General features: G+C 76.3%; 15 protein-coding genes. 14 read left to right on the forward strand and 1 reads right to left on the reverse strand.

All coding sequences use genetic code 11. The features are described from left to right. The first annotated feature begins 104 nt into the window (after window positions 1-104). The 8 genes from ribD (at window position 105) to ACZ5HG_RS08805 (ending at window position 6,508) form a co-directional block, all read left to right on the forward strand. Window positions 105-1,469 (forward strand): bifunctional diaminohydroxyphosphoribosylaminopyrimidine deaminase/5-amino-6-(5-phosphoribosylamino)uracil reductase RibD, encoded by a 1,365-nt coding sequence (gene ribD / locus ACZ5HG_RS08770; RefSeq protein ID WP_464181862.1) that lies wholly within the window; start codon window positions 105-107, stop codon window positions 1,467-1,469. Beyond that, window positions 1,469-2,134: a riboflavin synthase gene (locus ACZ5HG_RS08775; protein WP_464181863.1), complete on the forward strand. Its 666-nt coding sequence runs from the start codon at window positions 1,469-1,471 to the stop codon at window positions 2,132-2,134. Before ribD ends, ACZ5HG_RS08775 begins: the two co-directional genes overlap by 1 nt. Next, the gene (gene ribA, locus ACZ5HG_RS08780; protein WP_464181866.1) at window positions 2,131-3,474 is read left to right on the forward strand and encodes a GTP cyclohydrolase II; all 1,344 of its coding nucleotides are present in this window, start codon (window positions 2,131-2,133) and stop codon (window positions 3,472-3,474) included. The genes ACZ5HG_RS08775 and ribA overlap by 4 nt, the downstream gene beginning before the upstream one ends. Continuing rightward, on the forward strand, window positions 3,471-3,944 hold the full coding sequence (ribH, locus tag ACZ5HG_RS08785; protein WP_464181868.1) for a 6,7-dimethyl-8-ribityllumazine synthase: 474 nt from the start codon (window positions 3,471-3,473) through the stop codon (window positions 3,942-3,944). The genes ribA and ribH overlap by 4 nt, the downstream gene beginning before the upstream one ends. Next, window positions 3,941-4,633, forward strand: a complete 693-nt coding sequence (gene pnuC, locus ACZ5HG_RS08790) for a nicotinamide riboside transporter PnuC (protein WP_464181869.1) — start codon at window positions 3,941-3,943, stop codon at window positions 4,631-4,633. Before ribH ends, pnuC begins: the two co-directional genes overlap by 4 nt. A 54-nt stretch (window positions 4,634-4,687) precedes the next feature. Continuing rightward, entirely contained in the window at window positions 4,688-4,951 is a 264-nt protein-coding gene (locus tag ACZ5HG_RS08795; protein ID WP_464181871.1) for a phosphoribosyl-ATP diphosphatase, read from the forward strand. Window positions 4,952-5,062: 111 nt separating this feature from the next. Beyond that, on the forward strand, window positions 5,063-5,911 hold the full coding sequence (hisG, locus tag ACZ5HG_RS08800; RefSeq protein WP_464181872.1) for an ATP phosphoribosyltransferase: 849 nt from the start codon (window positions 5,063-5,065) through the stop codon (window positions 5,909-5,911). Between the two features lie 9 nt (window positions 5,912-5,920). Beyond that, window positions 5,921-6,508 (forward strand): PH domain-containing protein, encoded by a 588-nt coding sequence (locus ACZ5HG_RS08805; protein WP_464181873.1) that lies wholly within the window; start codon window positions 5,921-5,923, stop codon window positions 6,506-6,508. Window positions 6,509-6,724: 216 nt separating this feature from the next. Here the strand turns inward: ACZ5HG_RS08805 and ACZ5HG_RS08810 are convergent, their stop codons facing one another. Beyond that, complete coding sequence (locus ACZ5HG_RS08810; RefSeq protein ID WP_464181875.1) at window positions 6,725-8,029, reverse strand: DUF3866 family protein; 1,305 nt, start codon at window positions 8,027-8,029, stop codon at window positions 6,725-6,727. A 33-nt stretch (window positions 8,030-8,062) separates the two neighbouring features. Here ACZ5HG_RS08810 and ACZ5HG_RS08815 point away from each other — a divergent pair, with 33 nt between their 5' ends. The 6 genes from ACZ5HG_RS08815 to ACZ5HG_RS08840 all read left to right on the forward strand — a co-directional run bounded on the left by ACZ5HG_RS08815 (window position 8,063) and on the right by ACZ5HG_RS08840 (window position 12,601). Further along, on the forward strand, window positions 8,063-9,094 hold the full coding sequence (locus ACZ5HG_RS08815) for a helix-turn-helix transcriptional regulator (RefSeq protein WP_464181877.1): 1,032 nt from the start codon (window positions 8,063-8,065) through the stop codon (window positions 9,092-9,094). Further along, window positions 9,087-10,097 (forward strand): helix-turn-helix transcriptional regulator, encoded by a 1,011-nt coding sequence (locus ACZ5HG_RS08820; RefSeq protein WP_464181878.1) that lies wholly within the window; start codon window positions 9,087-9,089, stop codon window positions 10,095-10,097. The genes ACZ5HG_RS08815 and ACZ5HG_RS08820 overlap by 8 nt, the downstream gene beginning before the upstream one ends. 9 nt (window positions 10,098-10,106) lie before the next feature. Further along, window positions 10,107-10,442 (forward strand): hypothetical protein, encoded by a 336-nt coding sequence (locus ACZ5HG_RS08825; protein ID WP_464181879.1) that lies wholly within the window; start codon window positions 10,107-10,109, stop codon window positions 10,440-10,442. A 96-nt stretch (window positions 10,443-10,538) separates the two neighbouring features. Beyond that, window positions 10,539-10,883, forward strand: a complete 345-nt coding sequence (tatA, locus tag ACZ5HG_RS08830) for a Sec-independent protein translocase subunit TatA (protein WP_464181880.1) — start codon at window positions 10,539-10,541, stop codon at window positions 10,881-10,883. Window positions 10,884-10,928: 45 nt separating this feature from the next. After that, window positions 10,929-11,687 (forward strand): twin-arginine translocase subunit TatC, encoded by a 759-nt coding sequence (gene tatC, locus ACZ5HG_RS08835; RefSeq protein ID WP_464181881.1) that lies wholly within the window; start codon window positions 10,929-10,931, stop codon window positions 11,685-11,687. Continuing rightward, window positions 11,684-12,601 carry a diacylglycerol/lipid kinase family protein gene (locus tag ACZ5HG_RS08840; RefSeq protein WP_464181882.1) on the forward strand — a complete coding sequence of 306 codons (918 nt, stop codon included), beginning with the start codon at window positions 11,684-11,686 and terminating at the stop codon, window positions 12,599-12,601. Before tatC ends, ACZ5HG_RS08840 begins: the two co-directional genes overlap by 4 nt. Window positions 12,602-12,619: the final 18 nt, after the last annotated feature.

Genomic DNA, 12,619 nt, shown 5'->3' on the forward strand with positions numbered 1-12,619 from the left:
GGCGTACCCGGGGTGATCCCCGGGCGCGCCGTGGCCGTCGTGCGACCTCCCGGTCGTGCGCCCGCCCACATCCCCGGAGCCTTCGAGGCGACGAGGGAGCGGGCATGGCAGCGCAGGACGGGCGGCACGACGCGCACGGCGCTGATCGCGGCGCGCCTGCCGACGGTGCCGGGCACGCGCGTCAGGCGCACGCGGACGGGCCCGCCGAGCACGTCGCGACGCAGCGCGCGGCCGCCGAGCGCGCGGCGATGGTGCGCGCGATCGACCTCGCCCGCCGCGGCCCGGCCCACGGCCCCAACCCCCGCGTCGGCTGCGTCCTGCTCGCCCCCGAGGGCACCGTGCTCGGCGAGGGTTGGCACCGGGGCGCCGGGACCCCGCACGCCGAGGTCGCCGCGCTGGCCGACGCCCGGGAGAGCGGGGTCGACGTCCGGGGGGCCACCGCCGTCGTCACGCTGGAGCCCTGCGACCACACCGGTCGCACCGGCCCGTGCTCCGTCGCGCTGATCGAGGCCGGGATCGCCCGCGTGGTGATCGCCGTGACCGACCCGAACCCGGTGGCACACGGCGGCGCCGACCGGCTGCGTGCGGCCGGGGCCGAGGTGGTGACCGGAGTGCTCGCCGACGAGGGGCGCGCGCTGCTCGGGCCGTGGTGGGTGGCGGTCGGGCGCGGTCGGCCCTGGGTGACGCTGAAGACCGCGAGCACCCTGGACGGCCGGGTCGCCGCCGCCGACGGCAGCAGCCGGTGGATCACCTCGCCGGAGGCCCGCGCCCACGCGCACGCCGTCCGCGCGACGGTGGACGCGCTGGCGGTCGGCACCGGCACCGCCCTGGCCGACGACCCCTCGCTCACCGCCCGCACCCCCGAGGGCGACCTCGCCGCGCACCAGCCGCTGCGGGTGGTCGTGGGGGAGCGCGACCTGCCCGCCGGGGGTCGGCTGCACGGTGTCGGCGGTGAGCTGCTGCACCTGCGCACCCGTGACCCGCACGCCGTGCTCGCCGCGCTGCACGCCCGCGAGGTGCGGCACGTGCTGGTCGAGGGCGGTCCCCGGCTGGCCGCGGCGTTCCTGCGCGCCGGGCTGGTGGACGAGGTGCACGCCTACGTCGCCCCGGTGCTGCTCGGCGCCGGCGCGCTCGCGATTGCCGATCTCGGCATCGGCACGATCGACGATGCGCTGCGGCTCGACGTGCGGTCGGTGCAGCCGGTCGGCCCCGACGTGCTGATCGTGGCCGCGCCCCGGATCGACGGTGCGGCCCCCGGCCGGCACGTCACGCCCGAGGACCGTTCCGCCGAGCGTGACCCCGCGACCCGCACCGTGCCCGCCGACGCCGCGCCCGACCCCGTGCGCCCGGCCACCCCGGACGTGCCGCGCCCCACTGCGGCGTCGTCCGCCCCTGACCCCGTCACCGTCCGTACCACCGACCAGCGCGACGAGCGTCGCGACGGCCGCAGCGCCCGAGGAGGCCTGTGATGTTCACCGGGATCGTGGAGGAGGTCGGCGCGGTCGTCGCGCTCGACCTGGCGACGAGCGGCGGCTTGCCCGGCTCGCCGGGATCGCCCGGAAGCCGCACCGACGCGCGGATGACCGTGCGCGGCCCGCTGGTGGTGCAGGACGCCGCCCTGGGCGACTCGATCGCGGTGTCCGGGGTCTGCCTGACCGTGGCCGAGCTGCCCGGCGACGGCACCTTCGCGGTCGACGTCATGCCGGAGTCGCTGGAGCGGACCGCGCTGGGTGATCTGGCCGCGGGATCGCCGGTGAACCTGGAGCGTGCGGTGCGCGCCGACGCGCGGCTCGGCGGGCACGTGGTGCAGGGGCACGTGGACGGGGTCGGCACGGTCCGCCGCCGCACCCCGGGCCCGCGCTGGGACGAGGTGGAGATCGCGCTCGACCCTGCCCTGGCGCGCTACGTGGCGGAGAAGGGCTCCGTCGCGGTCGCGGGCGTCTCGCTGACGGTCACCGCCGTCGGCGACGACTGGTTCGGGGTCTCGCTGATCCCGACGACGCTCGCGGCGACGACCCTCGGCACCGCGCAGGTCGGCGACCGGGTGAACCTGGAGGTGGACGTGCTGGCGAAGTACGTGGAGCGGCTGCTGACCGCGGGCGCGGTGGCGGGCGTGACCGGTGGTGCCCGATGACCGCGACGGACGACCTGGGCCTCGGCACGGTCGAGGAGGCGCTGGCCGCGCTGCGTGCCGGGCGCCCGGTGCTGGTCGCCGACTCCCCGGACCGGGAGAACGAGGCCGACGTGATCCTGGCCGCCGAGATCGCCACGCCGGAGTGGGTGGCGTGGACGATCCAGATCGCCACGCCGGAGTGGGTGGCGTGGACGATCCGGCACTCCTCGGGCTACCTCTGCGCGCCGATGACCGTGGAGCGCGCCGACGCCCTCGACCTGCCGCTGATGGTGCCGCAGAGCCAGGACCCGCGCCGCACCGCCTACACGGTCACCGTGGACGCCGCGCACGGCGTGGGCACCGGGATCTCCGCGGAGGACCGCACCACGACGCTGCACGTGCTGGCCGACCCCTCCTCCGGCGCGGTGGACCTGATCCGCCCCGGGCACGTGCTGCCGCTGCGCGCCGTGCCCGGCGGGGTGCTGCACCGTGCCGGTCACACCGAGGCGGCCGTGGACCTGTGCCGGCTCGCCGGGCTGGCGCCGGTGGCCGCGATCGCGGAGCTGGTGAACGACGACGGCACGATGATGCGGTTGCCGCAGACCGCCGCCCTGGCCCGCGAGCACGGGCTGGTGGTGCTGACGATCGCCGACCTGATCGCCTGGCGGACCGCCCAGGGCGACCTGCCGACCGGCCCCGCGCCGAGCGCCGCCGTCGACGGGGCCGACCCCGCCCGCCGGGTGCACCGCGCGGCCACCGCGGCGCTGCCGACCCGGCACGGCGACCTCACCGTGCACGCCTACCGCGACCTGCGCACCGGTGCCGAGCACGTGGCGCTGGTCGCCGCCGGCGGGCTGGCCGAGGTGCCGACGGTGCGGGTGCACTCCGAGTGCCTGACCGGCGACGCCTTCGGATCGGCCCGGTGCGACTGCGGCCCGCAGCTCGATGCCGCGCTCGACCTCGCCGCGCGGGAGGGTGGCGCCGTCGTCTACCTGCGCGGGCACGAGGGCCGGGGGATCGGACTGCTCGCCAAGATCGGCGCCTACGCGCTCCAGGACGCCGGCCGGGACACCGTCGAGGCGAACCTCGACCTCGGCTGGCCCGCCGACCGGCGCGAGTACGGCGCGGCGGCGGCGATCCTCGCCGACCTCGGCGTGCACCGGGTCCGCCTGCTGACCAACAACCCGGCGAAGACCGCCGGCCTGACCGCGCACGGCATCGAGGTCGTCGAGGTGCGCGGGCTGGAGGTCGGGCGCACCCCCCACAACGAGGCCTACCTGCGCACCAAGGCCCGCGCGATGGGGCACCTGCTCCCGAGCCTCGACCACCACGACAGCACCAGCACGGAGGACGCACGATGAGCGGCAGCGGCGCACCCAGCATCACCACGGACGGCACCGGCCTGCGGGTCGTCGTCGTGGCCGCGAGCTGGCACACCACGGTCATGGACGGCCTGCTGGCCGGGGCGCGGCGCGCGCTCGCGGCGGCCGGGGTGACCGACGTCCGGGAGGTCCGGGTGCCGGGCACCTTCGAGCTGCCGGTGGCCGCCTCGCACGCCGCCCGGGGCGGTGCCGACGCCGTGGTCGCCCTCGGCGTGGTGATCCGTGGCGGCACCCCGCACTTCGAGTACGTGTGCCAGGCCGCCACCGCCGGGCTGACCGACGTGGCCGTCAACACCGGCGTGCCGGTCGGCTTCGGCGTGCTCACCTGTGACGACGAGGCCCAGGCGATCGATCGTGCCGGTCTGCCCGGATCGCACGAGGACAAGGGCGCCGAGGCTGCGGAGGCCGCCGTCGCGACCGTCGTGGCGCTGCGGGGGCTGGACGCGTGATCGGCTGGCTGTTCGACGCGCAGCTCGTGATCGCCGGGCACCCGGTCCTCTGGCGCGAGGTGATCGGCAACCTGTTCGGGCTCGCGTCCGCGCTCGGCGGCCTGCGCCGCAAGGTGTGGGCGTGGCCGGTCGGGATCGTCGGGAACGTGCTGCTGTTCACCGTGTTCCTCGGCGGGGTGTTCCACACGCCGCAGGCCCGTGACCTGTACGGGCAGGCCGGTCGGCAGGTGTTCTTCGTCGCGGTCGCCGTGTACGGCTGGGTGCGGTGGAGCCGGGCGCGCGCCGCCGCCCGCGAGGCCGGTCAGCCGGAGGCGCCGGCGGTCGTCCCGCGCTGGGCCGGGCGGTCCGGGTGGATCCAGATCGGCCTGGTCGCGGTGATCGGCACGGTCGTGTGCGCGCTGGTCTTCCAGGCGCTCGGCTCTTGGGGGCCGTGGGCGGACGCGTGGATCTTCGTCGGCTCGCTGCTCGCCACCTACGGCATGGCGCGCGGGTGGATCGAGTTCTGGCTGATCTGGATCGCGGTGGACGCCGTCGGGGTGCCGCTGCTGCTGTCCGCCGGGTACTACCCCTCGGCGGTGCTGTACGTGGTGTACGCGGGCGTGGTGATCTCCGGCTTCGTGGTCTGGCTGCGGGCACGTCGCCAGGAGGAGCCGCAGCAGATCACCGCGGCCGCCGCCGTCGAGGGCTGACCGGAGGGCGGACGCGGGCGGGCGGGGTGCGCGGGACCGTCTACCCTGGCGGGCGTGAAGACGTTCGACGCGCTGTTCGCTGAGCTGTCCGAGAAGGCGATCTCCCGGCCCGAGGGGTCGGGGACCGTCGCGGAGCTGGACGCCGGGGTCCATGCGATCGGCAAGAAGATCGTCGAGGAGGCCGCCGAGGTCTGGATGGCGGCCGAGCACGAGGGCGACCATCGCACCGCCGAGGAGATCTCCCAGCTCCTCTACCACCTGCAGGTGCTCATGGTCGCGCAGGGTCTGACGCTCGAGGACGTCTACACCCACCTGTGACCCACCGCCGCCCGCGCCGACCTGCGCGGGCGGCCACCCCGTCCAGCCGAGGCGCGCCCGCCGCGCCGGCCACGGCACCGACCGTGGCACCCTGACACCCGAGGACTCCCCGTGCTGAGGATCGCCGTCCCGAACAAGGGCTCGCTCGCCGAGCCGGCCGCCGACATGCTGCGCGAGGCGGGCTACCGCCAGCGCCGCGACTCCCGTGAGCTCGTGCTCCCCGACGCCGACAACGGCGTCGAGTTCTTCTTCCTGCGCCCCCGCGACATCGCGGTCTACGTGGGCACCGGCACCGTCGACGTCGGCATCACCGGCCGCGACCTGCTGCTGGACTCCGCCTCACCCGCCACCGAGCACCTGGAGCTCGGCTTCGCCCGCTCGACCTTCCGCTTCGCCACCCAGGCCGGGCAGATGACCGACGTGCAGCAGGTGGCCGGCCGGCGCGTCGCCACCTCCTACCCGGTGCTGGTCGCCGCTTACCTGCGCGAGCAGGGCGTCGAGGCCTCGGAGATCGTCCGGCTGGACGGCGCCGTCGAGACCGCCATCCGGCTCGGCGTGGCCGACGTGATCGCCGACGTGGTCGAGACCGGGACCACGCTGCGCGCCGCCGGCCTGGACGTGTTCGGCGAGCCGATCCTGCGCTCCGAGGCCGTGCTGGTGCGCCGCGCGGACGGTCCCGAGCCCGCCGGCCTGGACGTGCTGACCCGCCGGATCCAGGGCGTGCTCACCGCCCGCGAGTACGTGCTGATGGACTACGACGTGCCGCAGGCGCTGGTCGAGCAGGCCGTCGCGATCACCCCCGGGCTGGAGTCGCCGACGGTGTCCCCGCTGCACAACGGCGAGTGGGCGGCCGTGCGGGCGATGGTCCCGCGCGCGCAGACCAACCGGGTGATGGACGCGCTGTACGACATCGGCGCCCGCGCGATCCTGGTCACCTCGATCCACGCCTGCCGGCTGTAGGCGGACGCGGTGCCGGGGCGGGACGACGACGGCGTCGGGCCGGAGGGCGCGGAGCGCGGGAGTGCTGCGGAGCCCGGCGGCGCGGTGCGTCCGGGCGGACACGCGCGGCCCGGTGACCCGGCGCAGGCCGGGGGATCCGTGCCCGGGCGACCCGCGCTGGACGCGGTGTTCCGGCCGCGGTGGGCGCGCTGGGTGTCGGCGGCGCTCGCGCTGCTGGTGACGGTCTCGGCGGTGCTGCTGCTCGTGCTGCTGCCCACCGAGGGACCGTCGGCGTACGGCACCGGTGACCGGATCGGGCTGGTGGTCGTCGCGGGCGGGATCGTCTGGTTCTGCTGGCGTCAGGCGACCGTGCGCGCGACGCCGACCCCCGACGGGCTGCGGGTGCGCAACCTGGCGACCACCCGCACGGTGACCTGGGCCGAGATCGTGTCCGTGCGCTTCGGCGAGGGCCGGCCCTGGGTGCAGCTCGACCTCGCCGACGGCGACACGCTCGCGGTGATGGGCGTGCAGCGTGCCGACGGCGAGCGTGCCGGGCGCGAGGCACGCCGGCTGGCGACGCTGGTCGCCGCCCGCACCCGCGTCGCCCGCGACGACTGACCCGCGCCGGGCGCGCCCGCGTCCGACCTGCGCGCCCGTTCGCGGCGGACCAGCGCCGAGCGTGCACGAAAACACCCTTCACGCGCCGGGAAGCCTGCATTCGTGCACTCTCGACGAGGCCGGGCGTGCCTCAGGGCGCCGAGCGGTCACCGATGCAGCCTTGAACGGCCCGGAAGCCTGCATCTGCGACCTCTCGGCGAGGCCGGGTGCCCGGGGTCAGCGGGTGGTGAGGTCGACGGCGTGCACGCCGGCGACGGCGGCGGCGAGGAAGGCGGCGGGGTCCTGGTCCAGGGTCCGGCCCATGGTGGAGAGCCGCACGGGGCTGCCGCCGAGGGCGGTGAGCAGATCGGCACCCGCGCCCACCCGCACCAGGCGGTGCCGTCCGCTCGGGCCGGTCAGGGCCTTGACCTGCTGGTCCACCCGGCGCCCGACGGCGGCGAGGTGCGCACCCTGCTCCGCGACCGGATCGGGCACCCCGAACGCGTCGGTCGCCCCGGGCGCGCCAGGAGCACCGTGCCCGTCCTTCGCCCCGGACCCGGGCGCGCCCGCCCCCACGCCCTCCGCACCCCGCGCGCCCACCGGCGCGCCCGCGTCGGCGCGGTCCACCGGTGCGGGGTCGAACTCGGGCACCGGCACGTCGGCGGGGGAGAGCGCGACGCGCCCGTAGGCGGTGAGCGAGTGGTGCGAGACGCCGAGGTGCCGGTCGCGCGGGTCGGCGCCGGAGACGCGCAGCGAGGCGACCGGGCGGCCACCGAGCACGGCGGCGGCGTTGACGGCCTCCCCGGCGGCCACGCCGGAGAACCCCCAGCGGGTGCCGGTGCCGAGGTTGCCCGGGCCCTGGGCGACGACGACCAGGTCGGCGTCGAGCACGTGCCGGGCGGCGAGGAGCGCGGTGTGCACGGTGACGGCCTCGTGGTCGCCGCCGAAGGCCTGCCCGGCGGTGATGCAGGCGGTGATCCAGCCCGCGTCGCGCAGGCCGGCGACCGTCATGGAGAACCAGGCGGGCAGCGCGCCGCCGTCGGTCATCACGTAGACCACCCGGGGCGCGGGGCGTCCGGCGCGGGCGGCGGCGTGCCGGGCACCCGCGACCACCGCGGGCAGGGCGGAGTGCAGGTCGGCGACCACGACGGGCAGCCCGGCCAGGTCGTCGGCGTCGCGCAGCACCTCGTGGTGCGGGGACTCCTGGTCGTCCACGCCGAGCACCATCGCCTGCAACGGGGTGTAGCGGGCCTTGACCAGGTGACCGGGTCCGGCCCCGGGGTCGGCGGGCAGGTGCGCGGCGTCTCCGGGGGCCACGACCAGCGCGTAGCCGCCGGTGCCGAGCCCGCGGGCCAGCGCCGAGACGTTGAGCAGCACCGGGTCGCCGACCGCCGGGGTGCCGACCAGGTCCGGGTAGGCGAGCGCCCGCACCTCGACCGGGGTGTCGTCGGTCACGCCGTCGGGCACCCGCACCCGCAGCTCCTGCGCTCCGGGCCACGACCGGCCGACCTGCTCCACGACACCCGCACGCCACGTGATCACCGGACCACGTTACCGGCCACTACGGTGGTGCCGATGCCCGAACAGACTCCCCCCGCCGAGCGGCTGCTCAACCTGGTCATCGCCCTGGTGCACACCCCCGGGCGCATGACCAAGGAGCAGATCCGTCGCACGGTCGCGGGCTACGCCGACGCCGCCACCGACGAGTCCTTCGAGCGGATGTTCGAGCGCGACAAGGACACGCTGCGGGACCTCGGGATCCCGGTGTCGACGGTGACCTCCGCCGGGCACGGCGACGACATCGGCTACCGGATCGACCAGGACGCCTACGCGCTGCCCGCCGTCGAGCTGACCCCGGCCGAGCTGGGTGCGCTGTCGCTGGCCGCCGAGCTGTGGCAGGACCGCGCGGCCCGCACGGACACCTCGCGGGCGCTGACCAAGCTGCGCGCCGTCGGTGTCGGCTCGGGCGCCACCGACCTGGTCGCGGGGCTGAGCCCGCGGGTGCGGGCCGGGGGCGACGCCTTCGCGCCGCTGCTGGACGCGGTGCAGGAGCGGCGCCGGGTCCGCTTCACCTACCGGGCGGCGAACACCGGCGAGGTGCGCGACCGGCTGGTCGAGCCGTGGCGGCTGATCGCGCGCCGGGGCGGCTGGTTCATGGTCGGGCTCGACGTGGACCGGGGTGCGCCGCGGTCGTTCCGCTTCAGCCGGATCGAGGGCCGGGTGCGGGTCGAGGGCGAGGCCGGGGCGTTCGACGCGCCGACCGAGGAGCAGCTGACCGCCGTGCTGCGCACCTGGGACGCCGACCGGTCGAGCTCGGCCCTGCTGGCGCTGCGCCCGGAGCGCGCGGAGGCGCTGCGGGCCCGGGGGACCCCGGTCGGCGCGACCGCGACGGTCGACCCCCGGCTCGCGCCGCTCACCGCGCACCGCGACCTGGTGCGGGTGCCCTACCGCGCGATCTGGGAGCTGGCGGAGGAGGTCGCCGGGTACGGCGACGCGGTGCTGGTCGTCGAGCCCCCGGAGCTGCGCGCGGCGGTGCTGCGCACGCTGCGCCTGGCGGTGGCGCTGGGCGGCACGGCGGGAACGACGACGGGGGCGGACCGTGGCTGAGCGGGCGAGCGAGCGGCTGGTGCGGCTGCTCGGGATGATCGGCTACCTGGACCGCCACGAGGACGTCACCGTGGCGCAGCTCGCCGAGCACTTCGGCGTGCCGCCGGCGCAGGTGATGGCCGACGTGGACACGCTCTGGATGAGCGGCACCCCGGGGTACTACCCGCACGACCTGATCGACTTCGACGCCGACTCCTACGACCGCGGCGTGATCCGGCTGACCGAGGCCCGCGGGATGACCCGGCCGCTGCGCCTGGGCACCCGGGAGGCGGTGACCCTGGTGGCGGCGCTGAGCGCGATGGTGGCCGATCTCGGGCCGACGCTCGACCCGGAGCGCGCGGAGGTGCTGCGCTCGGCGCTGGACAAGCTCACCGCGGCCACCGGGGAGGCGGCGGACGCCGTGGACGTGCGGCTGGCCGTCGACGGGCGCCCGGACGTGGTCGCGGCGATCCGCACCGGCCTGGCCGAGGGGCGCCGGCTGCGGATCCGCTATGTGAACGCCGCCGACGTCACCAGCGACCGCGAGGTCGACCCGCTGCGGCTGACCACCAGCGATGAGCGCTCCTACCTCCAGGCGTGGTGCCTGCGCGCGGGGGAGGAGCGACTCTTCCGGCTGGATCGGGTGGTGGCCGCCGAGGTGCTGGACACGCCTGCCGCCGCGCACCCCGGGGCCGGCCGTGGTGCGACCGCGGAGTTCCGTCCGGACGCCAGCGGCGACGTGGTGACCCTGCACCTGCGCAGCCAGGGCCGGTGGGTCGCGGAGCAGGTGCCGGTGGAGGACGTGCGCAACCTGGACGACGGCTCCTTCGAGGTGGACCTGCGGGTGACGCAGCCGGCGTTCGTGCACCGCCTGGTGCTCCAGGCCGCCGAGGACCTGATCGGCGTGCGTCCGGCCGAGGTGGCCGTCGAGGTGGCCGAGCAGGCCCGGCTGGCGCTCGCCGCCTACGGGGACCTGGCCGCCGAGGCGGGCGGCGCGCCGGTCGACGCCGTGGTGACCGGGTAGGTTGGCCGAGTGGTCTGGGTCCTCGTCTGGTGCGTGCTGGTGCTCGGCACGCTCGTCGGCGCGTTCTTCCTCGGCCGGGACCTGTGGCGGCGCGCCCGCGCGCTGGTGACCGAGCTCGAGCGGGCGGCAGAGGTGCTGGGCGAGCTCGCCGAGACCACCGGGCGGATCGCCGAGCAGGCGCGCGAGGCCGAGCGGGCCGCGGCCGCGGTGACCGAGCTGCTGCCGGACCGCGAGGAGGCCCGGGGCCGGTGGGCGACGCTGCGCGCCGAGGCCGCCGAGCGCAAGGAGCGGCGCCGGGAGCGCGACCGCGCCACCCGTGAGCGCTGGAAGACGTACAGCCGCTGAGATCCCGCTGAGATCCACGGGCGTCACGACACGGGGCCGATACACGCCGGGGCTAGACTCGGCGGATCGATCGACCGGCTACCAGGGAGAACCATCATGGGGCGCCTCTTCGAGCACCCGCTGACGCTGATCGTCCTGCTCCTGATCATCGTGCTGCTGTTCGGTGCCAAGCGGCTGCCGGACCTGGCCAGCGGGATCGGGCAGTCGCTGCGGATCTTCAAGCGCGAGGTGCGTGACCTCTCCGACGAGGACAAGGCCACGACCCCGGCCCAGCCGGCGGCGGCGCCTGCGCAGCCGGCCGCGCCGGTCGTGCCGCAGCAGGTCGCGCAGCCCCCGGTGGCGCCGCAGCCCGCACCGGTCGCGCCCGTCGCGCAGCCGCCCGTCGCCGCCCAGCCGCCGGTCGCCCCGGAGCAGCAGCGCCCGTCCGACCCCTCCGCCTGAGCGGCGGTGGCCCGGCGTCGCCCGTCGCGCAACCCCGACGGCAGGATGCCGCTGCGTGAGCACCTGATCGAGCTCCGCAAGCGGCTGGTGCTGGCCGCGCTCGGCATCCTCGTGGGTGCGGTGCTCGGCTGGATCGTGTACGACCCGGTGTTCCGCGCCCTCCAGGACCCGCTGCTGTCGGCCGCCGCGGACCGCGGTGTGCAGGCCTCGGTGAACTTCTCCGGCGTCGCGACCGCGATGGACATGAAGTTCAAGGTGGCGATCTTCCTCGGCACGATCGTGTCGAGCCCGTGGTGGCTCTACCAGCTGTGGGCGTTCATCACCCCGGGGCTGACCCGGCGCGAGCGGCGCTCGTCGCTGGGGTTCATCGGAGCGGCCGTGCCGATGTTCCTGGCCGGTGCCGCGTTCGCCTGGTACTCGCTGCCGCAGGCCGTCTCGGTGCTCACCGAGTTCATCCCGGAGGACGCCACCAACCTGATCGACGCGCAGACCTACCTGTCGTTCGTCATGCGGTTCGTGCTGGCGTTCGGGATCGCGTTCCTGCTGCCGGTCGTGATGGTGTGCGTCAACCTGGTCGGCCTGGTGCGCGGGCGCACCTGGCTCAAGGGCTGGCGCTGGGCCGTGCTGATCTCCTGCATCTTCTCCGCGATCATGACCCCGACCCCGGACGTGCTCACCATGCTCGTGCTCGCCACCCCGACGATCGCGCTGTACATGGCGGCCGTCGGGCTGTCCGTGCTGCACGACCGCCGGGTCGACCGCCGCCAGCCCGCCACCGTCGGCGAGGACGGGGTGCCGGTGTGAGCCACCTCGGCGTCGTGGTGAACCCGGTGGCCGGCCGGGGGCGTGGCACCGGGATCGGTGCGGCCGTGCTCGACGCGCTGCGCCGGCGCGGGCACCACGTCGAGGACCTCACCGCCCAGGACCTGCACACCGCCACCGCCCACGCCCGCCGCGCCTCGGTGGCCGGGCTGGACGCGCTGGTCGTGGTCGGCGGGGACGGGCTGGTGCACCTGGGCGCCAACGTGGTCGCGGACACGGAGCTGCCGCTGGGGATCGTCTCGGCCGGCACCGGCAACGACGTCGCCCGCGCGCTCGGCCTGCCCCGGGGCGACGTCGCCGCCTCGGTCGCCGCGATCGAGCGCGGGCTGCTCACCGGCGCCCGCGCCGTGGACGCCGTCAGCGTCGGGTCCCCGCACCAGTCCGCCCGTGAGTGGTACCTCGGCGCGCTGTCCTGCGGCATCGACGCCGCGGTCAACGCCCGCGCCAACGCGATGACCTGGCCCCGCGGCGCCGCCCGCTACGTGCGCGCGCTGGGCCCCGAGCTGCGCGCGTTCCGCCCCTACGGCTTCCGGCTCACCGCCGACGAGGGCGTGGTGTGGGAGTCCGCCGGCACCGTCGTGGTCGCCGCGAACGGCCCGTGGATCGGCGGCGGCATCCGGGTCGCCCCCGACGCGCGGATGGACGACGGGCTGCTCGACGTGGTGGTCGCCGGACCGTTCACCCGCGCCGGCGTGGTCCGGATCTTCCCCGGCATGTACACCGGGCGGCACCTCAAGCACCCCGCCGTGCACGTGCTGCGCACCCGACGGCTGCTCGTCGAGCCGGTCGCCGCACTGGGTGCGCCGCCGCCGGACGCGCACGCCGACGGCGAACGGATCGGGGCGCTGCCGCTGGTGGCCGAGGTGCAGCCGGGCGCGGTGCGCGTGCTCGCCTGAGACCGAGCTGCGGACGGG

It is taken from the genome of Cellulomonas sp. GTC20042 (genome assembly GCF_055389595.1).

Excerpts from the sequence above, each read along its gene's own strand:
- ACZ5HG_RS08775 (WP_464181863.1), top strand. The coding sequence starts at position 1,469 with ATGTTCACCGGGATCGTGGAGGAGGTCGGCGCGGTCGTCGCGCTCGAC.
- ribH (WP_464181868.1), top strand. The coding sequence starts at position 3,471 with ATGAGCGGCAGCGGCGCACCCAGCATCACCACGGACGGCACCGGCCTG.
- ribD (WP_464181862.1), top strand. The coding sequence starts at position 105 with ATGGCAGCGCAGGACGGGCGGCACGACGCGCACGGCGCTGATCGCGGC.
- tatC (WP_464181881.1), top strand. The coding sequence starts at position 10,929 with ATGCCGCTGCGTGAGCACCTGATCGAGCTCCGCAAGCGGCTGGTGCTG.
- ribA (WP_464181866.1), top strand. The coding sequence starts at position 2,131 with ATGACCGCGACGGACGACCTGGGCCTCGGCACGGTCGAGGAGGCGCTG.
- ACZ5HG_RS08815 (WP_464181877.1), top strand. The coding sequence starts at position 8,063 with ATGCCCGAACAGACTCCCCCCGCCGAGCGGCTGCTCAACCTGGTCATC.
- tatA (WP_464181880.1), top strand. The coding sequence starts at position 10,539 with ATGGGGCGCCTCTTCGAGCACCCGCTGACGCTGATCGTCCTGCTCCTG.